Below are 23,516 nucleotides of genomic sequence, written 5' to 3' on the forward strand. Positions count from 1 at the left end.
TACGCCCAGCAACAGCACACCCATGAACGCCCAGCCAGATCTCATCTTCGATCCGCAACTCATCCGTCGCTTCGATGTGAACGGTCCCCGTTACACATCGTACCCCACGGCAGACCGATTCGTTGAGGCATTCGACGCCAACGCATTGCAGGATTGGCTTGCCAAGCGCGCCGTCGGCGGGGTGAGTCGGCCGCTGTCATTATACTTCCACATCCCGTTCTGCAATACGATCTGCTACTACTGCGCCTGCAACAAGATCATCACCAAGGATCATGGGCGCTCTGCCAAGTATCTGAAATACCTTGAGAAAGAGATCGAGATGCAGGTTGCTGCGCTCGGAGGAAGCCGGCAGGTCACGCAGCTTCACCTTGGCGGCGGAACGCCCACCTTCCTGTCGCACGAGGAAATGCATCAGCTGATGGACGCGGTGCGGCGCTTCTTCAACCTGGCCCCGAACGGCGAGTATTCGATCGAGGTCGATCCGCGCAAGGTCGATTTCGATACGGTGGAAATGCTCGCCAATCTCGGTTTCAACCGGATGAGCGTCGGAGTGCAGGATTTCTCCGATGATGTGCAGCGCGCGGTGAACCGCGTGCAGAGCGTCGAAGAGACCCGGTTGGTGATCGACGCGGCGCGCGCCACCGGCTTCAAGTCGGTCAGCCTCGATCTGATCTACGGCCTGCCCAAGCAAAACGTCATCAGCTTCAATCGCACGCTGGAGCAGGTCCTCGACATTTCGCCGGACCGCATCTCCCTCTACAGCTACGCGCACTTGCCCGGATTGTTCAAACCGCAGCGCCGCATCCTGCAAAGCGACATGCCGACGCCGGAAGCCAAGCTGCAGATTCTGCAACTGGCGATTCGCCGCCTCACCGAAGCCGGTTACGTGTACATCGGCATGGATCATTTCGCCAAGCCGGACGACGAACTGACGGTGGCCCAGCGGCAAGGGCGTCTGCACCGCAACTTCCAGGGCTACTCCACGCAGGCCGAATGCGATCTGCTGGCGTTCGGTGTCTCGGCGATCGGCAAGGTTGGCGCGGCTTACGCGCAGAACGTGAAGACGCTCGACGAATACTACGACGCGCTCGATCGCGACCAGTTGCCGGTGCTGCGCGGCGTGGAGCTGACCGCCGACGATCTGTTGCGGCGTTCGGTAATCCAGGCCCTGATGTGCCACTTCGAGTTGTCGATGCAGTCGATCGAGATCGCCCACCTCATCGACTTCCGCGACTACTTTGCGGCTGAACTCGCCGACCTTGCGGAAATGCAGGCTGCGGGCCTTCTGGAGATCGACGGTGACTGGATTACCGTGCTCCCCGCCGGCCGGATGCTGGTCCGCGGTATCGCAATGGTGTTCGACCGCTATCTACGCGCCGACCGTGAGCGGGCACGCTACTCGAAGGTGATCTGAGCTTCTGGTGGGTGAAGCGGGGGCGTAAGATGCAGGGTTTCCATCTTCGGCAGTGCCGTCCCGGCAACGCGGCGGTCCGTGTCCAGCATGCCTGAGTCCGGCTATCTCGCCGTCTTCCTGATCGGCCTTCTCGGCGGTACCCACTGCGTCAGCATGTGTGGCGGAATCGTCGGCGCGCTCAGCGTCCAGAAGATGCAGGGTCCGCACGACGCCGCCCGGCAGTGGCCCCTGCATCTCGCCTACAACCTCGGCCGTATCGGCACCTATACCGGGATGGGGGCGCTGCTCGGCGCACTCGGTTCGGTCGGAATGATCTACAGCGGCGTGCTGCCGGCACAGATGGCGCTTTATGTGCTTGCGAACCTGATGCTCGTTGCACTGGGGCTCTATCTCACCGGATTCACTTCCGTACTCGCGCCGGTGGAGCGTGCGGGGCACGCCGTGTGGCGCAGGGTGCAGCCGCTTACCCGGCGCTTCCTCCCCGCACGCTCGGTGAGTCAGGCGCTTCCGCTGGGGGCCTTGTGGGGCTTTCTGCCTTGCGGTCTGGTGTACAGCGTCTTGACCACCGCTTTGGTGACGGGCTCCGCGGCGCGTGGCGCCGGCATCATGCTCGCGTTTGGCCTGGGAACGTTGCCCAACCTGTTGCTTGCAGGAATGCTGTTCAAGCGTTTTCGTGACATTACCCGCAACGGAAAGGTGCGCTTCGTGGCGGGTCTGGCCGTGTTGGGCTTCGGTGTGTTCGGCCTGTTCCACGCGCAGTCGCTGGGCGGCGCGCTCTGGAGCGGTGTGGTCTGCGCCGTGTAACGCGCGCATCGGGGCTACTTTCCCGCCAGCGACTTGAGAATGGGGCAGGGCGCCGGTGCCTCGGTGTCCCGGCAGCACTTCACCAAGGCACGTAGCGCGCCGCGCATCTCCTCCAGTTGGCGGATACGCACCTCGATATCGTCGATCTTCCCCTGCGCAATCCGGCGCGCCTTCTCGCGGTCGCGTTCTTCGTTCAATCCCAGTAACTCGTCGATTTCCTCGAGCGAGAAGCCGAGCTGTTGCGCGCGGCGGATCGCCTTCAATCGTTCGAGGTCGTCCTCCTGATACGCCCGGTAGCTGCCCCGGCGTTCGGGTTCCGCCAGCAGTCCCCTGCGGTGGTAGTAGCGGATCGTCTCGACCCCGACCTCGGCCTGCGCGGCAAGCTGCCCTATCGTGTAAGTGTGGTCCATGCGCTGTTGACTCCGTACCTTGGTACGGGCTTTACACTGCATTCCATCGACAGATTTGGCAAGGGCAGGGGCACGAAATGGCGGATGCGGTGCTGGATCAGAGGCGGCCCGAGGACAGCGCGTTGCACGTTGTGGATCTGCCGGTGGCGGGCATGACCTGCGCCGCCTGCGCGACGCGCATCGAAAAGGTGCTGAACCGGATGGACGGCGTCAGCGCCAGCGTGAACCTGGCGGCGGAAAAGGCGCACGTGCGCCTGGACGGCGCGCGCATTGGCGCCGGCGAGGTGGTGGCTGCGATCCGCAAGGCCGGGTTCGAGGTGCCGGACGCCAGCCTCGAACTCGAAATCTCCGGCATGACTTGCGTTGCGTGCGCGCAGCGCCTGGAGAAGGTGCTCGGCCGCCTTCCCGGCGTTTCAGCGGCGGTCAATTTCGCCACCGAGCGCGCGACGGTGCGTTATACCCCGGGGCTGTCGAACGCCGATGCGATCAAGGCGGCAGTCGTTCGGGCAGGTTTCGAGGTCGCGGAGACCGGACCGGCGCAGCGCGAGCAGATACGTGCCCGCCAGCAGGCGCAGTGGCGCCACGAGCGCATCCGGTTCTGGATCGCCGCCGCGCTGACCCTCCCGCTGGCGGCGCAAATGCCGGCGATGTTCGGCTGGATCGGCGAGGCCGGCATCCACGACGTGATTCCGCGCGGCTTTCAGTTGCTGCTCGCGACCCCGGTCCAGTTCTGGATCGGCGCGCGGTTCTACCGCGGGGCGTGGTCGGCGTTGCGCGGGCGAAGCGCAAACATGGACGTGCTGGTGGCGCTCGGTACCAGCATGGCCTACTTCTACAGCCTGGTGGTGACGGCGCTAGGGCGTCACGACCTCCACGTGTACTTCGAAGCCTCCACGATGATCATCACCCTGGTGCTGCTCGGAAAGCTGCTGGAGGCGCGTGCGAAGGCCAGGACCACGGCGGCGCTGGACGCCTTGGTGCGGTTGCAGCCCCGTATGGCGAGGGTGGAGCGGGGCGGGATGATTGTTGAGGTGCCGGTCGAACGGCTGCAGCCGGGTGACACCTTCCTGGTCCGGCCGGGCGACGCGGTGCCGGTCGATGGCGTCGTCGAGAGCGGCGCCTCCGCGGTGAACGAATCCATGCTGACCGGCGAAAGCCTGCCGATCGACAAGGCGGGTGGCGACAAGGTCTATGCGGCCACGGTGAACGGCGAGGGCGTGCTCCGCTGCCGGGCAACCGGTGTGGGAGGCAGCACCTTGCTCGCGGGGATCATCCGGCTGGTCGAGCAGGCGCAGGGGTCGAAAGCGCCCGTGCAGCGCCGCGCGGACCAGGTTTCGGCGATCTTCGTCCCCGTGGTGGTCACGCTGGCGGTCGCCACCTTTGCCGGCTGGTGGCTGGTGGCCGGCGACTTCCAGCAGGCACTGGTCAACGCGGTGGCGGTGCTGGTCATCGCCTGTCCATGCGCGCTCGGGCTGGCTACGCCGACCGCCATCATGGTGGCGACCGGACAGGGCGCGCGCGCCGGCATGCTGGTGAAGAATGCCGCGGCGCTCGAACTCGCCGAGCAGATCGCGGTGCTGGCGCTGGACAAGACGGGCACACTGACCGAGGGACGTCCGGCCGTCACCGAGGTCCGGCCCGGCGCGGGGGTAAGCCGCAGCGAACTGCTGCGGCTCGCCGCCGCCGTTGAGCAGGCGAGTGCCCACCCGGTGGCCTTGGCGGTGGTCGAGGCGGCGCGCGCCGAGGGCTGTGTGTTGCCCCCTGCGAGCGAACTGCAGGCGGTGAGCGGTAAGGGGATGGAGGGCGTGGTGGAGGGGCGCAAGCTGCGGGTCGGATCACCCGACTTCCTGGCTGAGGCGGGCGTCGCGGTGGCCGAAGCCGACGTTGCAGCCCTTGCTGCCGGCGCCAATACGCTGGTGGCGATTGCGGGGGATGGCCATTGGCTCGGCGTCATCGGCGTGGCAGATCCGCTGCGGGGCGATTCCGCCGATGCAGTGCGGCGTTTGCGCGCCAAGGGCGTACGTGTGCTGATGCTGACCGGCGATCATCCCGCCACGGCGGCGGCCATCGCGGGGCGGGTCGGCATCGACGAATGGCAGGCGGGGGTGCTGCCCGCGGGCAAGGCGGAAGCGGTGTCCTCGCTAGTCGCGGAGCGGAGCGGAAAGGCGCGGGTCGGCATGGCGGGCGATGGCATCAACGACGCGCCCGCCTTGGCGGCAGCGGATGTGTCGTTTGCGATCGGGGTGGGAGCGGACGTGGCCGTCGAGGCCGCCGACATCACGCTGGTGCGCAATTCCCTGCACGGTGTTGCCGATGCGATCGACCTCTCTCGTGCAACCCTGTCCAAGATCAGGCAGAACCTGTTCTTTGCGTTCATCTACAACGTGCTCGGCATTCCGCTTGCGGCTGCCGGCATGCTCAACCCCGTGGTGGCGGGCGCCGCGATGGCAATGAGTTCGGTGTCGGTGGTGACCAACTCGCTGTTGCTGCGACGCTGGAAGCCCGGGCGCTGATTTTTCTGCAAGGAGTGCGACGAAATGGAAGAAGTGACGCTGAAAGTCGAAGGGATGAGCTGCGGTGGCTGTGTGCGCAACGTCACCGGTGTATTGAAGGCGCTGCCGGGGGTCAGTGAAGCGGATGTATCGCTTGACGCGGCGCAGGCGCGGGTCCGGTTCGATCCGGCGCGGGTGAGCGTGGCCGAATTGCGTCAGGCCGTGGAGGGCGCGGGCTTCGATTCCCCCGCCTGAACCGCGCGGGCGGTTCAGCGCTCGCGATCGGCGGGGCCGGTCGCGGCGTCGCGCGCGGTTGCCAGCAAAGCCGTCATCGACTCGACAGGTACCGGGGGCGAAAAGAGATAGCCCTGGCCTTCGGCGCAGCCCTGATCGACGAGGAAGCGCTCCTGCGCCGCGGTTTCGACGCCTTCGGCAATCACGCTCATGCCCAGGCTGCGGGCGATGCCGATGATGGCCACGGTGATGTTGGCGTCGTCCGGGTCGCCTGGCAGATCGCTGATGAAGGAGCGGTCGATCTTCAGCTTGTCCAACTGGAAGCGCTTGAGGTAGGCAAGGCTGGAATAGCCGGTGCCGAAGTCGTCGATTGCGAGGCGGACGCCCATGTCCTGCAGTGCGGCAAGCGTCGCCGCCACCGGCGCCGCGTCGGCCATCAGGGTCGACTCGGTGAGTTCAATCTCGAGCAGTCGCGCCGGCAGCCCGGTTTCAGCCAGCACCTCGGCCACCGTTTCAGCGAAGTTGCCGTGATGGATCTGGACCGGCGAGGCGTTGACTGCGACCGGGATATCGCCCAGCCCGGCTGCCCGCCAGCCTTGGGCAGTGTGGCACGCGGTTTCCAGTACCCGGCGTCCGATCGCGACGATGAGGCCGGTGTCTTCGGCCAGCGGAATGAAGCGCTCGGGCGCAATCAGTCCGCGTTCGGGATGGCGCCAGCGCACCAAGGCCTCGCAGCCGAGGATGCGATGGTCCGACAGGCCGAACTGCGGTTGGTAGAAAACCTCGAATTCGTCGCGGCTCATCGCCTGCCGCAGCAGATTCTCAAGTTCGAGCCGCTCGCGGACCCGCAGGCTCATTTCATCGGTGAAGAAGCGGTAGGTGTTCCGGCCCGATTCCTTGGCGTGATACATCGCCGCATCGGCATTGCGCAGCAGCGTGTCGGCGTCCACTCCATCATCGGGCGCGATCGCGATACCGATGCTCGGCGTGACTGACAATTCGTAGTGCTCGACGCGGAAGGGTGTCGAGAACGCGTCGATGATCTGGGCCGCACGGTTGGCTGCGACAGCGCGGTCGGTGATTTCGGTAAGCAGCATCACGAATTCATCGCCACCGGGGCGGGCGATGGTGTCGCCGCCATGGAGCAGGCTAGCGAGGCGTTTGGCGGCTTGGCGCAGCAATGCATCGCCGACGCTGTGGCCGAGCGAATCGTTGACGTTCTTGAACCTGTCCAGATCGATGAACAGCAGCGCCGCAAGACGGTCGGTGCGGGCGGCGCCCTGGATCGCAGCGCGGGCGCGGTCGTGCAGCAGGGACCGGTTCGGCAGGTCGGTCAAGGCGTCGTATTCGGCCATGTGGCGCAGCAAGGCCTCGGTCTGCTTGTGGGCGCTCATGTCGGTGAGGGCGCCAACGTAGTGGGTGGCCCTGCCGGCGCTGTTGAGCACGGCACTCACTGAAAGCTGCGCCGGCAGCGTCGGGCCGTCCTCACGCCGGACGGTGACCTCCCCGCTCCAGGCGCCTTGTTCAGCCAGTTCCCTGGCGATGCGTTCCCAGCCTGCGCCGTCGTGGTCGTTCAACAGTTGCGCAGCAGGGCGACCGCGCAGCGCGGCGGCGTCCAGTCCGGCAAGTTGCGCGCAGGCGGAATTCACCGTGATGAAGCGGTGGTCGGCATCGAGCACCATCATCGCCTCGTTGCCGCATTCGAAGACCCGCGCGGCGAGCTGAAGCTCGCGGTTCTTGGCTTCGAGAGCCGCATTGCGCTGGGCGATCTCGCCCCTGTAGCTGGCAAAGCGGCGCCCGATCCAGCTCGAGAATGCCAGGCTGACGATCACCGCGACGGTGGACGCCACGGCAAGCAGCAGCAGGGTGAACTCCAGGCGATGTCGGGCGGTGTTGCGGACTTCGTCGCGTTCGTGCTCCAGCGCCGCGTCCAGCCCGTCAAGACCGACGCTGGCAACGAGATACCACTGCCAGCCCGCATGTTCGACGGCGTACCCCAATCGCCGCTGTGCGCGGCCGTCCGGCCCGGGCAGCGAGAACTGCAAGCGCCCGCCGCCGTTGCGCTGGATCACCTCCCGTGCGGCGGCGGTCCAGGGCACCGCGGGTTGCTCGGGGAGGCCGGCGTGGCGCGCGCTGGGCTGGGCAAGCAGGTTGGGTTCTACCAGGATGCGGCCGTCCGCCGTCGTCACTCCGATCACGCCGTCCGGGTGAAAGCTGATCGCCCCGATCCGCTTGAGCGCCTCGGCCTGCAGGTCGGCTTCGATCTGGTAGAGATACTCGCCGGCGCCGATGATCCAGTCGAAGGGTTCGAAGCGGCGCACGTAGGCGATCTTCTCCTGCATCTGGCGGGGATTGTCCGGGCTGTACCAGCGGTAGCGGGAGAAACCGGCGCCGGCCGGATTGTTCGCCGCCTCGGCCAGTCCGCGCATCACGTAATGCCCGGTATCGTCGCGGTTGTCCCACAGCGAGCTGCCTTCAAGCTGCGGCGCGATCGGCAGCAGGACGCAGTGGCCGTCGGTGGTATCGATGAAGTAGTAGCCGCGGCCGTCGAGAAAGCGCAGCGGACGGATGGCCTCGATGATGAGCTGGCGGATGTGCGCGTCGGACAGCCGGCCGTGCTCGCGTTCGTAGATCGCTTCGGCCATCCGGAAGACGATGTCGACCTGTTCGCGCACGATCTGGCGCGCGCGTTCCTCGCTGCGCGCCCGCTGAAACTCCAGGTAATCCGCCAGCCCCGCCAGCTGGTTGCGCAGATGGGCCTCGTGGCTGGCGAGGGTTTCGGCCTCGCGCGTTACCAGGCGCTTTTCCAGATCGCGCCTGTCCTGCAGCGTGGACAGCAGGCCCACCGTGGCCGTCATCAGCAGGATGAGAAGCAGCATGCCGGCGGTGAGCATCCGCGGCAGGTTGTTCTCATTGAGCTGAAAGGGGCGTGGGTGGTTCAGGGTGCTAGCCTCGCGGCGCGGCGCGCCGGATTGTCAAAGGTCGCAAGAATACGACCTTTGTAATATGCAGGCCAGTGTCGTCGCCCCAAGGGAAGTGCGCCTGCGACTCTGGCACGTGCGAGCGCACCGTTTCCGGCGCCGGGCCGCGGTCGCGATCGGATCACGATTTCCTTTTATAATCCGCCGACTTTTTCCATGGGAGGGGCAAATGGGTTTCGATCTCGTCAAAGCCGGCAAGGATGTGCCGAACGATATCAATGTCATCATCGAGATCTCCGCACAGGGCGATCCGATCAAGTTCGAGGTGGACAAGGATAGCGGCGCGGTTTTCGTCGACCGCTTCATGGGCACCTCGATGCGCTATCCGCTCAACTACGGCTATGTGCCGCACACCATCGCTGGCGACGGCGATCCGGTGGACGTGCTGGTCGTCACCCCCTTCCCGCTGCAGCCGGGCGTGGTGATCCGCTGCCGTCCGGTCGGCGTGCTGAAGATGGAAGACGACGGCGGCGTCGATGCCAAGGTGGTGGCCGTGCCGGTGTCCAAGCTGACCCCGCTGTACGACAAGGTGCAGACCACCGAAGACCTGCCGGAACTGCTGATGAAGCAGACGGTGCACTTCTTCGAGCACTACAAGGACCTGGAGCCGGGCAAGTGGGTCAAGGTGCTGGGCTGGGGCACGGTTGACGAGGCCAAGCAGGAAATCCTCGACGGTCTCGCCAAGGCCGCGAAGTAATCCGCCGGCGCCGCACCGGCACCGGGTGCCGGTAGCGCAGGTCGAGGCCCGCCGCGTGCGGGCCTTTCTTTTTCAGCCCGCGGATTTCCGGAATGGCGAGCGTTCGGCGAGTTCATCGAGGTAGAAGCCGATGCCTTCGCGTTCGCGCTCCAGAAAGCGGTCCACGGCGTCGCGAAAGCGCGGATCGGCGATCCAGTGCGCCGAGCGCGTCGGCGTTGGCAGCAAGCCGCGCGACAGCTTGTGTTCTCCCTGCGCGCCGCCTTCGAAGCGCGCCAGTCCGTGCGCAATGCAGTACTCGATGGCCTGGTAGTAGCACAACTCGAAGTGCAGGAAGGGGAGCGCGCTTGTTGCCCCCCAGTAGCGGCCGTACAGCGCATGGCGGTCGCACAGGAAGAAGGCGCCGGCCACCGGCCCTTCGTCGCGTTCAGCCAGCAGCAGGCGCACGCTGGCGGGGCTGCGGCGTGCCAGTTCCGTGAAGAACTCGTCGGTGAGATACGGCGTGGAGCGGTGCAACGCGTAAGTGGTGGTGTAGCAGCGGTAGAAGAATGCCCAGTCCCCGTCGCTCGCGGTGTATCCATCCAGCCAGCGCAAACGCAGTCCGTGCGTGGCCGCCTTGCGTCGTTCCTGGCGGATCTTCTTTCGTTTGTCGTGGTTCAGGGTGGCCAGAAAGGCCTCGAAATCCGGGTAGCCGGCGTTCTGCCAGTGGAACTGGACGCCCTGCCGCAGGGACAGCCCCGCCTCCTGCATCCAGCGCCCTTCGTCTTCATCAGGAAACAGGACGTGAAGCGAGGAAAGTCCGCTGCGCGCCGCGAGCGCGACGACGTCCGCCAGCAGCAGGCGCCGGTCGGCCGTGTTCCGGCCCAGCAGGCGAGCGCCGGGCACCGGCGTAAACGGCACCGCCGCCAGCCACTTGGGGTAGTAGTCGAGGCCGTGTTGCCGGTAGGCATTGGCCCAGGCCCAGTCGAATACGTATTCGCCGTAGGAGTGATGCTTGACGTACATCGGCAGGGCCGCGACTAGGGTCTGGTTGCGCCGCAGCACCGCGTGCCGTGGAATCCAGCCGGTGCCATCGCCTACGCAACCGGTGCGCTCTAGCGTGTCGAGGTAGGCATAGGAGAGCGTGACCTGGCCGTCCGTCAGCGCGTCCCATTCCTGTTCATCGAGGTCGGCAAGGCGGTTCGTCAGGTGAAAGCCGTTCGAGGTCGTCATGGCGGGTCCGGGACGCATTGGAAAGTTGGGCGCGGCGGCACTATTGTGCAATGCAGGAGGGTCCGCTTGGGCGGCTCGTCGTGGAAATGCCGCCCGGCCGGCTGGCCGTGGTGCGACCGTGCCCCCTGACCGGGCGCTGCCGAAACGATATAGTTGAGGTCATGAATACCGCGCTTTCCATTGCCGTCGCCCAGTTGAACTTCACCGTGGGCGATCTCGTCGGCAACGCCGACCGCATCATCGAAGCCATTGCCACCGCGCGCGAGCGCGGCGCCGGCCTGCTGATTACCCCTGAACTCGCGCTGTCCGGCTATCCCCCCGAGGATCTGCTGCTACGCCCGGATTTCTATCGCGGCTGCGCGCGTGAGGTGCGCCGCATTGCCGGGCATTGTCGCGACTTCTGCCTGGTGCTCGGCCATCCCACCGAGCGCGGCGGGGTGTATTACAACGCCGCGTCCGTGATCCGGGATGGCGAGGTGATCGCGACCTACCACAAGCACCTGCTGCCCAATTACGAGGTCTTCGACGAGGAGCGCTATTTCGAATCCGGTGTCGCCCCCTGCGTTTTCGAGCATGGCGGGGTGCGGATCGGCGTGAACATCTGTGCCGACGTGTGGGAGTCAGGTCCCGCGGAGGTCGCGCGAGCGGCGGGGGCCGAAGTGCTGGTGTCGCTCAACGCGTCTCCCTTCCATATCGACAAGCAGCAATTGCGCTACGCCGTCCTGCGCGATCGGGTGCGGGAAACCCGGTTGCCGGTGCTTTACTGCAACATGGTCGGCGGCCAGGACGAACTCGTTTTCGACGGCGCCTCCTTCGCCCTCGACCGTGACGGCACGGTGGCCTACCAGTCCGAGGCGTTTGCAGCGTGCATCGACGTGCTGCGTTTCGAGCAGGGGCGCTGGAGCGGCGGGGGGCACGCGGCGCCCAAGGGCACCGAGGCCGATATCTACGCCGCGCTCGTCTGCGGGGTGCGCGATTACCTCGGCAAGAACGGCTTTCCCGGCGCGATCATCGGCCTGTCCGGCGGAATCGACTCCGCGCTCACGCTGGCGGTGGCCGTGGATGCGCTGGGTGCGGAGCGCGTGCGCGCGGTGATGATGCCGTCGCCCTATACGGCCCAGATGAGCCTTGATGATTCCCGCGAGATGGTGAAGCGCCTGGGCGTGCGCTACGACGAGATCGCGATCGAGCCGGCGATGAATGTGTTCGCTGACCTGCTCGCGCCGCAGTTCGCCGGCCTCGCGGCCGACACGACCGAAGAGAATCTCCAGAGCCGCATCCGCGGCATGATCCTGATGGCGCTGTCCAACAAGACCGGGGCGATCGTGCTCACCACCGGCAACAAGAGCGAGATGGCCACCGGTTACGCCACGCTGTACGGCGACATGGCGGGCGGCTTTGCGGTGCTGAAGGACCTCTACAAGACCACGGTCTATCGCCTCGCGGCCTGGCGCAACAGCGTGGGCGAGGTCATTCCGCAGAACATCATCGACCGGCCGCCTTCGGCCGAACTGAAGCCGGACCAGAAGGATCAGGACAGTCTTCCGCCTTACGAAGTGCTCGACGCGATCATCCAGGCCTACATGGAACACGATGAGTCGCCGCGCGAGATCATCGCCCGCGGTCTGCCGGAGGCCGACGTTCGGCGCACGGTGGCCATGCTCAAGCGCAACGAATACAAGCGGCGCCAGGCGCCGGTGGGTATCCGGGTGACACAGCGCGGCTTCGGCAGGGACTGGCGTTATCCGATAACATCACGCTATCAAGACGAATTCTGAACGACGACACTGCGCCCGACGGGGCGGTGCAAGCCCACCGGAGACTCCCATGAAGAAGATCGAAGCCATCATCAAGCCGTTCAAGCTGGACGAAGTACGTGAAGCGCTCTCCGAGGTCGGTATCGCCGGCCTCACCGTGACCGAGGTGAAGGGTTTCGGGCGCCAGAAAGGGCACACCGAACTCTATCGCGGCGCCGAATACGTCGTGGATTTCCTGCCCAAGATCAAGGTCGAGGTCGTGGTTGCCGACGACATGGTCGAGCAGACCATGGACGCCGTCATCAAGGCCGCCCAGACCGGCAAGATCGGCGACGGCAAGATCTTCGTGACGCCGGTGGAGCAGGTGGTGCGCATCCGCACCGGCGAAACCAACGAAGCCGCAATCTGAACCAGGGGCCCGGCGCTGCGCCGGGCCGTTCAAGCGCGGCGCGTAGCGCCCGGTCCCCTCAGCAGGACCAGCAACGCGCCGCCCCCGCCGTCATACGGACCCGCCTGGCAGAACGCCAGGATTTCTTCCCGTTGCGCCAGCCATCCACGCGACAACTGCTTGAGGATGGACACCTTGCCGGGAGAGCCGAGGCCCTTGCCGTGGATGACCCGGACGCAGCGTTTGCCCTGCTGCAGTGCGCTGCCGAGAAAGCTGGCAAGGGTGTCGCGGGCCTGTTCGCGCGTGCAGCCGTGAAGGTCGATTTCTCCCTGCAGCACCCAGCGTCCGCGGCGCAGGTCGCTCAGCACGCGGCGGGGTAGTCCCGGCCGCAGGAAGGCCGCTTCATCCCCCATGTCCAGCCGGTCTTCGAAGGTCAGCGGCGCTTCCAGCGATTCATCCAGCGCGGAGCGTTCGTCCGCTTCGCGTTTCAACGGAGCCGGCGCAGGGCGCGGGCGTTCGAGTTCCACCCGGTTGCGCTGGTCGAGCGGCTGAGCCCCTGCAACGACATGGCGGAACACCGCGGCCGGATCGGCGTGCTCGTCGAGATCGGGCGGAAGCACGAACGTGGGAGTGCCGGTTGCAATGAACGCCGCGCCGGGGTCGGTTGTCGCGCGGCCGTGACGCGACGGCGCCGGACCGAGGGCTACCCGGTTAGCGTCCCGCAACGGGGTGACGTCCGCGTAGGCTTCGGCGAGCGGGTCGAGACCGCGGCGTGGACGCACTGCGTGGTCCGGCTCCGGTTCGACCTCGCGGGGGCGAACGACCGGCTCTGGCCGCGGCGCCTCGATCTCCTTGCGACCGCCGTCGCGGATCGGCGCTGCATCGCGTACCGCGGCACGAAACAGCGCGGTATCGTCCTCCGCGCCCGCGTCCTGCGCATTAGCCTCGGCGCGTTGCGCGCGCGCGGCGGGCGTACTTGCAGCGGGGCGGCCTGTGGGCCGCCCCTTGCCGCGCAGCGACGCAAGGGCCTGAAAGGGATGGTCGCGCCGCGCTCCGCCCTTTTCGGCAGCGGTGCTGGAAGCATCCTTGGGGCGGCGCGCCATGGCGGCAGGACAGACTCAGCTCAGCGCGTCGAGATAGCGTTCCGCATCCAGCGCCGCCATGCAGCCCGAGCCTGCCGAGGTGACGGCCTGGCGATAGATGTGGTCCTGCACGTCGCCTGCCGCGAACACCCCCGCGATGTTGGTCTGGGTGGCATTGCCGTTGCGGCCGCCCTGGGTGATCAGGTAGCCGGTTTCGTCCATCTCCAGCTGGCCCTTGAAGATGTCGGTGTTCGGCTTGTGGCCGATGGCGATGAAGACACCCTGCAGTGCGATGTCCTGCGTGGCGCCGGATTCGTTCCGGACGCGCATGCCGGTGACGCCGGTGTTGTCGCCCAGCACCTCGTCCAGCGTCGCGTTCAGGACCAGCTCGATCTTGCCCGCCTCGACCTTCTCCATCAGCTTGTCGATCAGGATCTTCTCGGCCCGGAACTTCTCGCGCCGGTGCACAACGGTCACCTTCTTCGCAATATTGGCGAGGTACAGCGCTTCTTCCACGGCGGTATTGCCGCCGCCGATCACCGCGACGTCCTGGTTGCGGTAGAAGAAGCCGTCGCAGGTGGCGCACGCCGAGACGCCGCGCCCGGCGAACTTTTCTTCCGACGGCAGGCCAAGGTACTTGGCCGTTGCGCCGGTGGCGATGATCAGCGCGTCGCAGGTGTATTCACCGGCGTCGCCGATAAGGCGGAACGGGCGCTGCTGGAGCTGTACCGTGTGGATGTGGTCGAAGATCATCTCGGTGTTGAAGCGCTCCGCGTGCTTCTGAAAGCGCTCCATCAGCTCGGGGCCTTGCACGCCGTCGGCGTCGGCGGGCCAGTTATCCACCTCGGTGGTGGTCATCAGTTGCCCGCCCTGGGCAAGACCGGTGACCAGCACCGGCTTGAGGTTGGCCCGGGCGGCATAGACCGCGGCGGTGTAGCCGGCGGGACCGGAGCCGAGGATGAGGAGGCGGGCGTGTTTTGTCGTCATGGCAGCTTCCGAGATGTGGGGGTGTGAGTCGGCGTCGGCCGCAATTATAGCGGAGCGGTACTTTCGGCCCGCCAATCGCGGCGATAGCGCGCGTTAATCCCCCTATAACCACCCGCCGGATTTGGGAAGGAAGGCCGTGTTTATTCGTTTATACTTTCGTCCAAATTGACCGCGACGGCCGCGTCGCATTACGTTTCCACCTTCGTTTGCTTCGATTTGCCCGGAGAACCTATGAGCCAGCCGACCGCTGTTTCGACGATCGCGCTCAAGACCTTTCCCTTGTTCCAGGGTTTGTCCGACGAGGTGCTCGGCAACGTGGCCCGTGTTTCGATGATGCGCCGGATCCCGCGCGGCCAGGCCGTCGTCCGGGCCGGCGATCGCACCGACTACGTTTATTTCGTCCTTACCGGCAATCTCAAGGTCGTCGTCAGCGACGAGGACGGCCGCGAAGTGATCCTGTCCATCCTCGGCCAGGGCGAGCTTTTCGGCGAGATGGGCATGTTCGGCGAGCAGCCCCGCTCGGCTTCCGTGATCGCGGTGGTGCCGGCCGACCTGGTGATGATCGCGAAGCAGGACTTCCGCCAGATCATGCAGGAGAACTTCGAGATCGCGTGGCGCATCATGTCCAACCTCGCCGAGCGCCTGCGCAACGCCGACCGCAAGATCGAGAGCCTCGCTCTGATGGACGTCTATGGCCGCGTCGCGCGGCTGTTGATCGACATGTCGGAAGACGTGAACGGCAAGACCATGGTGGTGCGCAAGATCTCCAAGCAGGACATTGCCAAGATGATCGGCGCTTCCCGGGAGATGGTCAGCCGGGTGATGAAGGATCTCGGCCAGGAAGGCCTGATCGAGGAAACCCCTCAGGGCATCATCCTGCTCGACCGCCTCAACGAGGTCTGACCGGGCTGCGCGGGCAGGGGCGCGCATTCGCGCCGCCGCTGTCCCGCGGATTGTGAGCAAGGGCAAACCGCGGCCGGGCAGGTGGGGTGATCGCATATAATCCCACCTGTTGTTTTTTGCAGTTGTCCGCCTCAGGTTGCCCCCGCCGATGTTGCCTCGTTCGTCCCGTTCCCAGCCCCTGCCGGAAAAGATTTCGCTGCTGTTGCAGGAGGCGCGCTGGCTCATTCTCGGCGTGATGTCGCTGTACGTCGGCTTGGTGCTCATCGGCTACAACAAGGCCGACCCCGGTTGGTCGCACGCCGCCGAGGTGGCGCGCGTGGCCAATCCCGGCGGGCGCTTCGGTGCCTGGCTGGCCGACCTGCTGCTATACCTGTTCGGTATCTCGGCGTGGTGGTGGGTGGTGTTCCTCGGCTATAGCCTGATGTGGGGCTTTCGCCGGCTGAAGAACCAGCTGACGCTCGACCGCCGTTCGTTTTTCTTCGTGCTCGTCGGCTTTTTCAGCGTGCTCGTCACCAGCAGCGCGCTCGAGCACCTCCGCTTCCATTCGCACGGCGTCGCGGTGCCGCTCAGCCCGGGCGGGCTGCTCGGCATGGAGTTCGGTCAACTCGTGCAGCGCTATCTTGGCTACACCGGCGGCACACTGATGTTGCTCGCGCTGATGGCGTCCGGGCTGTCGCTGTTTACCGGTGTGTCCTGGCTCGCGGCGGTGGAGCGGGTGGGGCTGGCGATCGAGCAGGCGGTGGCTGGCGCCCAGCAGGCCTACTACCGCTGGCTGGACCGGAAGGCCGGGCGCCAGGTGGCCGAAAAGCGCGAGGCGGTGGTGGAGACGCGGCGCAAGAAGACCGAACAGGCGCCCGCCGCGCCGCTGCGCATCGAACCCGCCGTCACCGTGGTGCAGAAGTCCGAGCGGGTGGAGAAGGAGCGCCAGCAGACGCTCTTCACCGACGCGGTCGAAGGTGCGATCCCCCCGCTCAGCCTGCTCGACCCTGCCTCGGGCGATATCGAGCCGCCGTCGGCCGAGTCGCTCGAATTCACCTCGCGGCTGATCGAAACCAAGCTCGGCGACTTCGGCGTCGAGGTCAAGGTGCTGGCCGCCTATCCGGGCCCGGTGATTACCCGCTACGAAATCGAACCGGCCACCGGCGTGAAGGGCAGCCAGGTGGTCAACCTCGCCAAGGATCTGGCCCGCGCGCTGTCGCTGGTGTCGGTGCGGGTGGTCGAAACGGTGCCGGGCAAATCGTGCATGGCGCTGGAACTGCCCAATCCCAAGCGCCAGACGGTGCGCCTGTCGGAAATCGTCGGCTCCAAGGCTTATCACGACATGGCGTCGCCGCTCACGGTCGTGCTCGGCAAGGACATCGGCGGCCAGCCGGTGGTGGCCGACCTCGCCAAGATGCCGCATCTGCTGGTGGCCGGTACCACCGGCTCCGGCAAATCGGTGGGCATCAACGCCATGATCCTGTCGCTGCTCTACAAGAGCGAACCCGAGCGGGTGCGGATGATCATGGTCGACCCGAAGATGCTGGAACTGTCGATCTACGAAGGCATTCCGCACCTGCTGGCCCCGGTGGTCACCGACATGAAGCACGCGGCCAACGCGCTCAACTGGTGCGTCGCAGAAATGGAAAAGCGCTACAAGCTGATGGCGGCCGTCGGCGTGCGCAACCTGGCCGGGTTCAACAAGGCCGTGCTGGAGGCGCGGAAGGCTGAGGCACCGCTGACCAATCCGTTTGCGATCAATCCGGACAATCCGGAGCCGCTGGAGACGCTGCCCTATATCGTGGTGGTGGTGGATGAACTCGCCGACATGATGATGGTGGTCGGCAAGAAGGTCGAAGAGCTCATCGCCCGTCTGGCGCAGAAGGCGCGCGCGGCCGGCATCCATCTCATCCTCGCCACCCAGCGGCCGTCGGTGGATGTCATCACCGGCCTGATCAAGGCCAACGTCCCCACCCGCATCGCCTTCCAGGTGTCGAGCAAGATCGACTCGCGCACCATCCTCGACCAGATGGGGGCGGAGACCCTGCTCGGCATGGGCGACATGCTCTATCTCGCGCCGGGCACGGGCCTGCCGGTGCGGGTGCATGGCGCCTTCGTGGCCGACGAGGAAGTGCACAAGGTGGTCGACCACCTCAAGCGCGTCGGCCCGCCGGACTACATCGACGGCATCCTTGCCGCGCCCGAGGACGACCTCGAGGCGCTCGCCGGGGCGGGCGGTGAGGATGGCGACGGCGAGGCCGATCCGCTCTACGACCAGGCAGTCGAGGTGGTGCTGAAAACGCGGCGGCCGTCGATCTCGCTGGTGCAACGCCACCTGCGTATCGGTTACAACCGCTCGGCACGCCTCATCGAACAGATGGAGCGCGCGGGGCTGGTGTCGCCCATGGGCAGTAACGGCAATCGTGAAGTCATCGTGCCGGCGAAGGAGGCCGAATGAAGCGCGTCCTGGGGATGAATGCCGGTCATTGGGGGGCGCTGGTCGTTTGCGCCGCCCTGGCCTTCGGCACGCGCTGCGCGGTCGCCGCGGACGGTGTGGATCAACTGCGCCAGTTCGTGACCGCCACGCGGAGTGCCGAAGGCAGTTTTGAACAGGTGGTCACCGCCAAGTCGGGGCGCAAGCCGCAGCAGTCTGAAGGCAGCTTTGCCTTCTCGCGGCCGGGCAAGTTCCGCTGGCAGTACGAACTGCCCTACCAGCAACTGCTCGTCGGCGACGGCGAAAAGCTGTGGTCGTGGGACAAGGACCTCAACCAGGTCACGGTGAAGCGGCTGGGCGATGCGCTTGGCGCGACGCCGGCTGCAATCCTGTTCGGCGGCAGCGACCTCGAACAGAACTTCGAACTGTCGGACGGTGGCAGCGCGGAAGGGCTGGCCTGGGTGGAGGCGCGTCCGCGCAAGCCGGAAAGCGGCTTCGAAAATCTGCGCCTGGGCTTGTACGCCGGCCAGTTGCGACGCATGGAAATGCGCGACAGCTTCGGTCAGGCCACCGTGATCGTCTTTACCCGGCTGGTTGCCAATCCGGCGCTCGATCCGGCGCGCTTCCGCTTCGTGCCGCCCGCGGGTGCCGATGTCATCGGCGACGACGTCGCGCCGGCGCGCGCGCCGCGGCGCTGACCGGTTCAGCAATGGCCGATCTGTTCGATTCGGTTGAGCCGCAACGGGTGCCGCTGGCGGAGCGGATGCGCCCGGGCACCCTCGACGAAGTCGCCGGGCAGGCGCACCTGCTCGGCCCGGGCAAGCCTTTGCGGCTCGCCTTTGCGTCGGGCAAACCGCACTCGATGATCCTGTGGGGGCCGCCCGGTGTGGGCAAGACCACGCTGGCGCGGTTGATGGCGAAAGGCTTTGATGCCGAGTTCGTTGCGCTGTCGGCGGTGTTTTCGGGCGTGAAGGACATCCGCGAGGCGATCGTGCAGGCGCAGGCCGCGAAGGCGCGGGGCCGCCACACCATCCTGTTCGTCGATGAAGTGCATCGGTTCAACAAGGCCCAGCAGGACGCCTTTCTGCCCTATGTCGAACAGGGCCTGGTCACCTTTATCGGCGCGACCACCGAGAACCCCTCGTTCGAGGTCAATTCGGCGCTGCTGTCCCGCGCTGCGGTGTATGTGCTGGAGCCGCTCGACACCGAGGCCATGCAAGGTCTGTTCGAGCGCGCACGCAGCCTCGCCTGTCCAGACCTCGTGTTCGAGGAGGCGGCGCGCGAACGGATGATCGGCTTCGCCGACGGCGACGCTCGCCGCCTGATGAACCTGATCGAGCAGATCCAGGTGGCGGCGGAAACGGCCGGCGTGGCGCCGGTCACCGCGGACTTCGTCGACGAGGCGCTGTCACGCGACCTGCGCCGCTTCGACAAGGGCGGCGAGGCCTTCTACGACCAGATCTCCGCCCTGCACAAGTCCGTGCGCGGCTCCAATCCGGATGCGGCGCTGTACTGGCTGTGCCGCATGCTCGACGGCGGCGCCGACGCCCACTACCTCGGGCGCCGGCTGGTGCGCATGGCGGTGGAAGACATCGGGCTGGCCGACCCGCGTGCGCTCGAAATCGCGCTCAACGCGTGCGAAACCTACGAACGCCTGGGCTCACCGGAAGGGGAACTGGCGCTGGCCGAAGCGACCGTGTTCCTGGCCTGCGCGGCGAAATCGAACGCGGTGTACAAGGCCTACAACGCCGCGCGCCAGTTCATCGCCAAGGATGGCTCCCGGCCGGTGCCGCTGCATCTGCGCAATGCCCCGACCCGGCTGATGAAGGAACTCGGCTACGGCCAGACCTACCGCTACGCGCACGACGAACCGGACGCCTATGCAGCGGGCGAAAGCTATCTGCCGGAAGGCATGTCGCCTCCCGGCTGGTACCAGCCCACGCCGCGCGGGCTTGAAGCCCGCATCGCGGACAAACTCGCGCATCTGCGCGAACTCGACCGCCAGGCGGGCGCCCGTGAGGGTACGGCGAAGGGGGAACGGGGGTGAAGGACGGCCGGGCTGCGGGTCGCCCGGCCCCCCGCGGATCAGTGCGGGAGTGGATGGTCTTCCATGAACCGCGCGCACAGCGACTTGGCGCGTTCGGCTTTCTCCGTATCGCCGCGTTCGGTGGCACGCTCGATCAGATCGCGCATGTAGTTGGTCAGTACCAGCACACCTTCCGGCGTCTGGACCAGGCCACACGCCACCTGGGCTGCGGCAACATCGGGAATGCCTTCGTGTTCGGCGATCAGGGACACTTCATCTTCGGTCAAATCGCAGTAGTCGAGGCAATCGCGAATAGATAGCATGCTGTATTCCTCCTTTGTCGCGTGCAGGGGCTGTCTGTCGCAGCGCTGGGCACTCTCCCAGCTTAAGTCACGCAGACTCGATAGCAAGAAGAAAATTCCCCCGACTTTGTGTTCAAGTGATTGTTTTTAAATATTAATTTGTGCACTGCGGAAGTGCTTCCGGCGAGTCGTTTGGACTGTCAAACCAGTGACCTGGACGTTCTAGCTAGAATTCGTCGTCACTTCTGCGCCTAACGCACTGATCGCAAAACCTTTCAGGAAAACAAGCATGCTCGATATCCAACTCCTCCGCGGCCAACTGTCCCAGGTGGCCGAGCGCCTGGCGCTGCGCGGCGTCACGCTCGACAGCGGGGCCTTCACCGCGCTCGAAGACGAACGCAAGCAGTTGCAGACCCGCACGCAGGAGCTTCAGGCCAAGCGCAATGCGCTGTCCAAGCAGATCGGCATCCTCAAGGGAAAGGGTGAGGATGCCTCCGCGGTGATGGCTGAAGTCGGCCAGCTCGGCGACGAACTGAAGGCCTGCGAGCAGGCCTTGCCGGTGGTGCTGGAAAAGCTCAACGCCTTCCTGGCCGGCCTGCCCAACCTGCCGCAGGAAGGCGTGCCGGTGGGTGAGGACGAAACCGGCAATGTCGAGGTGCGGCGCTGGGGCACGCCGCGCAGCTTCGACTTCGAGGTGAAGGATCACGTCGATCTCGGCGCCACGCTCGGGCTCGATTTCGATACCGGCGCCAAGCTGTCCGGCTCGCGCTTCACCTTCATGCGCGGCCAGATCGCCCGCCTGCACCGCGCGCTCGCGCAGTTCATGCTCGACACCCAGACATTGGAGCATGGCTACACCGAGTGCTACGCACCCTACATCGTCAACCGCGAGGTGCTGGTCGGCACCGGCCAGCTGCCCAAGTTCAAGGAAGACATGTTCTGGGTGCTGCGCGGCGGCGACGAGGAGGGCGGTGAGCAGTACCTGATCTCGACCTCCGAGATCCCGCTGACCAACACCGTGCGCGAGCAAATCCTCGCGGCCGATGCGCTGCCGATCAAGCTCACCGCGCACAGCCCCTGCTTCCGTTCCGAGGCGGGCAGCGCCGGGCGCGACACGCGCGGCATGATCCGCCAGCACCAGTTCGACAAGGTGGAGATGGTGCAGATCGTCCATCCGGATACCAGCAATGCGGCGCTGGAAGAGATGGTCGGCCATGCCGAGGCGATCCTGCAGAAGCTTGAACTACCGTATCGCGTCATCACGCTGTGCACTGGCGACATGGGCTTCTCCGCGGCCAAGACCTATGACCTCGAAGTCTGGCTGCCGGCGCAGAACACCTATCGGGAAATCTCCAGCTGCTCCAACTGCGAAGCCTTCCAGGCGCGCCGGATGCAGGCCCGCTTCAAGACCGCGCAGGGCAAGAACGAACTGGTGCATACGCTCAACGGCTCCGGCCTCGCGGTCGGCCGTACGCTGGTCGCGGTGCTGGAAAACTACCAGCAGGCGGACGGCTCCATCGTCGTACCCAAGGCGCTGGTGCCGTACATGGGCGGCCTCGAGGTGCTGCGGCCGGCAAGCTGACGCCTCCCCGGCCCTCATCGGGCCTCATTCGCAGACAAGCCCCGTACCGCGCAGCGGTGCGGGGCTTCTTTTTTGCCCTTGACGCTTCATGTCAAAGTGTTTGACACGTAAACGATTAATAAATAAAAAGACGAGGTCGTTAATAAGAAAACTCCCCCAACGGCATCACCGACGAGAGAACAGCATGATCGACAACAAGTCAGCCACTACGCGGGAACATGCTTTCCCCCGCGGGAAGCTGGTCGTGCTCAAGTACGACATGGACTTCAAGATCACCTACGCGAACGAGGCCTGCGCCGAGATGGTCGGCAGCACGCGCGAGGCGTTGATCGGCAGCAGCATCAAGGAGATCGCCCATCCCGACGTGCCGCAGGAACTGCTCGCCGACGTGCGCGGTACAACCTCGTCGGGGCGGCCCTGGCTGGGCCTCTCCAAGCTCAAGCATCGCGATGGCGGCGTCGCATGGTCGACCGCGCTGACGATTCCGGTCCGTCAGAACGGCCGCAACGTCGGTTTCATGAGCCTGCGCAGCGAGGCCCCGCGGGAGCGGGTGCAGGCGGAGGAGGCGCTTTACGAGGCGATGCGGCGCAAGCAGGCGCGCTACCGTAACCTCGACATGCCGGTGCGCCGCGCGCTGTCGAGCGCGGCGATGCTGTGCGCGCTCGGCGGTCTCGGCAGCAGCCTCGCGCTGTTGCTGGTGTTCGCGGGACTGACGCTGGACGCGGGGGCGTGGGCTTATGCCCTGATCGCTGCGGGTGGCCTCGGCCTGGCCGGGATGCTGGCATTGGTGGCCACGCTGTGGCGGCGTTCGATCACCGAGTCGGCGACCATGCTGAAGGCTTTCGAGCGCATCGCCGAGGGCGACCTGACCAGCACGCTGCCGGTCGGCCGGTCCGATGAAATGGGGCGGCTGATGGAATCGCTGATGTACATGCAGGGCCGGCTGAAGGTGATGCTGGACGAAATCCGCCTCGCCGCGGCGTTGACCGACAAGGAGAACGCCGCGTTGCGCGCCGAGGTGCAGTCGCTCAAGGATGCCGCCGACGCCCAGCGCGACCGCATCCTGTCGGTGTCGGCGGCGTCCGAGCAGAATAGCGCTGCGGTTGTCGAGGTGGCCGGTGGCGCCAAGGCTTCGGCGCAGGCCGCGAACGAGGCGCTGGCGCTGGTGGCCGAAGGGCGGGCCCATCTCAACCAGACGGTGGGCGCCGCCCGCCGTACCGTGGACGCGGTGGAGGGCGCGAACCGCGCGATGCGCGCGCTGGGGGATTCGATCCAGAGCGTGGCGACGATCTCGGCCGAGATCCGCGAAATTTCCGACCAGACCAACCTGCTCGCGCTCAATGCGGCGATCGAGGCGGCGCGCGCGGGCGAAGTCGGCCGCGGCTTCGCGGTGGTGGCTGACGAGGTGCGCAAACTCGCCGAGCGCACGGCCCACTGCACCGGCAACATCGCCAGCATGGTCGGCGAAATCCGGCGGGTATCCGACGAAGTGGCGGGCGACATGGACAAGGCCGCGGGGCTGGTCGGCGAGGCGAGCGGCAGCGCCGGCGACAGCCTCGGCATCATGGGCCGCATCGAGCAGGGCAGCGGCCGTGTCGCCGGCCTGGCCGGACACATTGCGGATGCTTCGGCCGAGCACTCCACGGCCTCGGAGCAGATCGCGCAGGACATGGAGCTGATCTCCGGCCTGGTGGAGCGCAGCGCCGCCGGCATCGACGCGGTGGACCGCGCCGCCGACGGCGTGCAGTCCAACGTCGGCAATCTCAAGCAGCTGGTCGGCTTCTTCCGCGTGGTGGCCTGACGCAGCGCGTGGAGGAGGCAGCCCAACAAAAAAG

General features: G+C 66.1%; 19 protein-coding genes. 13 read left to right on the top strand and 6 right to left on the bottom strand.

The features are described 5' to 3' along the window. The first annotated feature begins 22 nt into the window (after window positions 1-22). Both hemN and dqs_RS07235 read left to right on the top strand, forming a co-directional pair. On the top strand, window positions 23-1,414 hold the full coding sequence (gene hemN, locus dqs_RS07230; RefSeq protein WP_011765085.1) for an oxygen-independent coproporphyrinogen III oxidase: 1,392 nt from the start codon (window positions 23-25) through the stop codon (window positions 1,412-1,414). A gap of 87 nt (window positions 1,415-1,501) precedes the next feature. Then, entirely contained in the window at window positions 1,502-2,218 is a 717-nt protein-coding gene (locus dqs_RS07235; RefSeq protein WP_011765086.1) for a sulfite exporter TauE/SafE family protein, read from the top strand. 14 nt (window positions 2,219-2,232) lie between these two features. Here the strand turns inward: dqs_RS07235 and dqs_RS07240 are convergent, their stop codons facing one another. Continuing rightward, a complete protein-coding gene (locus tag dqs_RS07240) occupies window positions 2,233-2,628 on the bottom strand; it encodes a MerR family transcriptional regulator (protein ID WP_011765087.1) in 396 nt (131 codons plus the stop codon). 77 nt (window positions 2,629-2,705) lie between these two features. On the opposite strand from dqs_RS07240, the gene dqs_RS07245 reads away from it, so the two are divergent. Next, a complete protein-coding gene (locus dqs_RS07245) occupies window positions 2,706-5,141 on the top strand; it encodes a heavy metal translocating P-type ATPase (RefSeq protein ID WP_065340064.1) in 2,436 nt (811 codons plus the stop codon). A 24-nt stretch (window positions 5,142-5,165) separates the two neighbouring features. Beyond that, window positions 5,166-5,375: a heavy-metal-associated domain-containing protein gene (locus tag dqs_RS07250; protein WP_011765089.1), complete on the top strand. Its 210-nt coding sequence runs from the start codon at window positions 5,166-5,168 to the stop codon at window positions 5,373-5,375. A 14-nt stretch (window positions 5,376-5,389) separates the two neighbouring features. On the opposite strand, the gene dqs_RS07255 is transcribed toward dqs_RS07250, so the two are convergent. Further along, window positions 5,390-8,233, bottom strand: a complete 2,844-nt coding sequence (locus dqs_RS07255; RefSeq protein WP_169823508.1) for a bifunctional diguanylate cyclase/phosphodiesterase — start codon at window positions 8,231-8,233, stop codon at window positions 5,390-5,392. A gap of 271 nt (window positions 8,234-8,504) precedes the next feature. On the opposite strand from dqs_RS07255, the gene ppa reads away from it, so the two are divergent. Further along, a complete protein-coding gene (gene ppa / locus dqs_RS07260) occupies window positions 8,505-9,032 on the top strand; it encodes an inorganic diphosphatase (RefSeq protein ID WP_011765091.1) in 528 nt (175 codons plus the stop codon). A gap of 72 nt (window positions 9,033-9,104) precedes the next feature. Here the strand turns inward: ppa and dqs_RS07265 are convergent, their stop codons facing one another. Continuing rightward, window positions 9,105-10,241 carry a GNAT family N-acetyltransferase gene (locus dqs_RS07265; protein ID WP_065340066.1) on the bottom strand — a complete coding sequence of 379 codons (1,137 nt, stop codon included), beginning with the start codon at window positions 10,239-10,241 and terminating at the stop codon, window positions 9,105-9,107. Window positions 10,242-10,402: 161 nt separating this feature from the next. Between dqs_RS07265 and dqs_RS07270 the strand changes: the two genes are divergently transcribed. Next, window positions 10,403-12,019, top strand: coding sequence for an NAD+ synthase (locus dqs_RS07270; protein ID WP_065340067.1), 1,617 nt, complete (start codon window positions 10,403-10,405; stop codon window positions 12,017-12,019). Between the two features lie 49 nt (window positions 12,020-12,068). Beyond that, window positions 12,069-12,407, top strand: a complete 339-nt coding sequence (locus tag dqs_RS07275) for a P-II family nitrogen regulator (RefSeq protein WP_011765094.1) — start codon at window positions 12,069-12,071, stop codon at window positions 12,405-12,407. A 29-nt stretch (window positions 12,408-12,436) separates the two neighbouring features. Here the strand turns inward: dqs_RS07275 and dqs_RS20960 are convergent, their stop codons facing one another. Together dqs_RS20960 and trxB are read right to left on the bottom strand one after the other, a co-directional pair. Continuing rightward, window positions 12,437-13,489, bottom strand: a complete 1,053-nt coding sequence (locus tag dqs_RS20960; RefSeq protein ID WP_065340068.1) for a Smr/MutS family protein — start codon at window positions 13,487-13,489, stop codon at window positions 12,437-12,439. 15 nt (window positions 13,490-13,504) lie between these two features. Next, window positions 13,505-14,455 (bottom strand): thioredoxin-disulfide reductase, encoded by a 951-nt coding sequence (trxB, locus tag dqs_RS07285; RefSeq protein WP_011765096.1) that lies wholly within the window; start codon window positions 14,453-14,455, stop codon window positions 13,505-13,507. Between the two features lie 231 nt (window positions 14,456-14,686). On the opposite strand from trxB, the gene dqs_RS07290 reads away from it, so the two are divergent. The 4 genes from dqs_RS07290 (at window position 14,687) to dqs_RS07305 (ending at window position 19,818) form a co-directional block, all read left to right on the top strand. After that, window positions 14,687-15,358, top strand: coding sequence for a Crp/Fnr family transcriptional regulator (locus dqs_RS07290; protein ID WP_011765097.1), 672 nt, complete (start codon window positions 14,687-14,689; stop codon window positions 15,356-15,358). Window positions 15,359-15,506: 148 nt separating this feature from the next. Next, complete coding sequence (locus dqs_RS07295; RefSeq protein WP_065340069.1) at window positions 15,507-17,795, top strand: DNA translocase FtsK; 2,289 nt, start codon at window positions 15,507-15,509, stop codon at window positions 17,793-17,795. Beyond that, window positions 17,792-18,469, top strand: coding sequence for an outer membrane lipoprotein periplasmic chaperone LolA (lolA, locus tag dqs_RS07300; RefSeq protein WP_065340070.1), 678 nt, complete (start codon window positions 17,792-17,794; stop codon window positions 18,467-18,469). The genes dqs_RS07295 and lolA overlap by 4 nt, the downstream gene beginning before the upstream one ends. 11 nt (window positions 18,470-18,480) lie before the next feature. Continuing rightward, window positions 18,481-19,818, top strand: coding sequence for a replication-associated recombination protein A (locus dqs_RS07305; protein WP_065340071.1), 1,338 nt, complete (start codon window positions 18,481-18,483; stop codon window positions 19,816-19,818). Window positions 19,819-19,856: 38 nt separating this feature from the next. On the opposite strand, the gene dqs_RS07310 is transcribed toward dqs_RS07305, so the two are convergent. Continuing rightward, on the bottom strand, window positions 19,857-20,120 hold the full coding sequence (locus dqs_RS07310) for a hypothetical protein (RefSeq protein WP_011765101.1): 264 nt from the start codon (window positions 20,118-20,120) through the stop codon (window positions 19,857-19,859). A gap of 268 nt (window positions 20,121-20,388) precedes the next feature. On the opposite strand from dqs_RS07310, the gene serS reads away from it, so the two are divergent. After that, on the top strand, window positions 20,389-21,681 hold the full coding sequence (gene serS, locus dqs_RS07315; protein WP_065340072.1) for a serine--tRNA ligase: 1,293 nt from the start codon (window positions 20,389-20,391) through the stop codon (window positions 21,679-21,681). Between the two features lie 184 nt (window positions 21,682-21,865). Further along, window positions 21,866-23,482, top strand: coding sequence for a methyl-accepting chemotaxis protein (locus dqs_RS07320; RefSeq protein ID WP_065340073.1), 1,617 nt, complete (start codon window positions 21,866-21,868; stop codon window positions 23,480-23,482). Window positions 23,483-23,516 lie beyond the last annotated feature (34 nt).

The organism is Azoarcus olearius (assembly GCF_001682385.1).
Taxonomy (GTDB): Bacteria; Pseudomonadota; Gammaproteobacteria; order Burkholderiales; family Rhodocyclaceae; genus Azoarcus; species Azoarcus olearius.

Excerpts from the sequence above, each read along its gene's own strand:
- dqs_RS07265 (WP_065340066.1), bottom strand. The coding sequence starts at position 10,241 with ATGACGACCTCGAACGGCTTTCACCTGACGAACCGCCTTGCCGACCTC.
- dqs_RS07290 (WP_011765097.1), top strand. The coding sequence starts at position 14,687 with ATGAGCCAGCCGACCGCTGTTTCGACGATCGCGCTCAAGACCTTTCCC.
- dqs_RS07320 (WP_065340073.1), top strand. The coding sequence starts at position 21,866 with ATGATCGACAACAAGTCAGCCACTACGCGGGAACATGCTTTCCCCCGC.
- dqs_RS07245 (WP_065340064.1), top strand. The coding sequence starts at position 2,706 with ATGGCGGATGCGGTGCTGGATCAGAGGCGGCCCGAGGACAGCGCGTTG.
- dqs_RS07275 (WP_011765094.1), top strand. The coding sequence starts at position 12,069 with ATGAAGAAGATCGAAGCCATCATCAAGCCGTTCAAGCTGGACGAAGTA.
- serS (WP_065340072.1), top strand. The coding sequence starts at position 20,389 with ATGCTCGATATCCAACTCCTCCGCGGCCAACTGTCCCAGGTGGCCGAG.
- lolA (WP_065340070.1), top strand. The coding sequence starts at position 17,792 with ATGAAGCGCGTCCTGGGGATGAATGCCGGTCATTGGGGGGCGCTGGTC.
- dqs_RS07305 (WP_065340071.1), top strand. The coding sequence starts at position 18,481 with ATGGCCGATCTGTTCGATTCGGTTGAGCCGCAACGGGTGCCGCTGGCG.
- trxB (WP_011765096.1), bottom strand. The coding sequence starts at position 14,455 with ATGACGACAAAACACGCCCGCCTCCTCATCCTCGGCTCCGGTCCCGCC.
- dqs_RS07235 (WP_011765086.1), top strand. The coding sequence starts at position 1,502 with ATGCCTGAGTCCGGCTATCTCGCCGTCTTCCTGATCGGCCTTCTCGGC.
- dqs_RS20960 (WP_065340068.1), bottom strand. The coding sequence starts at position 13,489 with ATGGCGCGCCGCCCCAAGGATGCTTCCAGCACCGCTGCCGAAAAGGGC.
- dqs_RS07310 (WP_011765101.1), bottom strand. The coding sequence starts at position 20,120 with ATGCTATCTATTCGCGATTGCCTCGACTACTGCGATTTGACCGAAGAT.
- dqs_RS07255 (WP_169823508.1), bottom strand. The coding sequence starts at position 8,233 with ATGCTGCTTCTCATCCTGCTGATGACGGCCACGGTGGGCCTGCTGTCC.
- dqs_RS07240 (WP_011765087.1), bottom strand. The coding sequence starts at position 2,628 with ATGGACCACACTTACACGATAGGGCAGCTTGCCGCGCAGGCCGAGGTC.
- dqs_RS07270 (WP_065340067.1), top strand. The coding sequence starts at position 10,403 with ATGAATACCGCGCTTTCCATTGCCGTCGCCCAGTTGAACTTCACCGTG.
- ppa (WP_011765091.1), top strand. The coding sequence starts at position 8,505 with ATGGGTTTCGATCTCGTCAAAGCCGGCAAGGATGTGCCGAACGATATC.
- dqs_RS07295 (WP_065340069.1), top strand. The coding sequence starts at position 15,507 with ATGTTGCCTCGTTCGTCCCGTTCCCAGCCCCTGCCGGAAAAGATTTCG.
- hemN (WP_011765085.1), top strand. The coding sequence starts at position 23 with ATGAACGCCCAGCCAGATCTCATCTTCGATCCGCAACTCATCCGTCGC.
- dqs_RS07250 (WP_011765089.1), top strand. The coding sequence starts at position 5,166 with ATGGAAGAAGTGACGCTGAAAGTCGAAGGGATGAGCTGCGGTGGCTGT.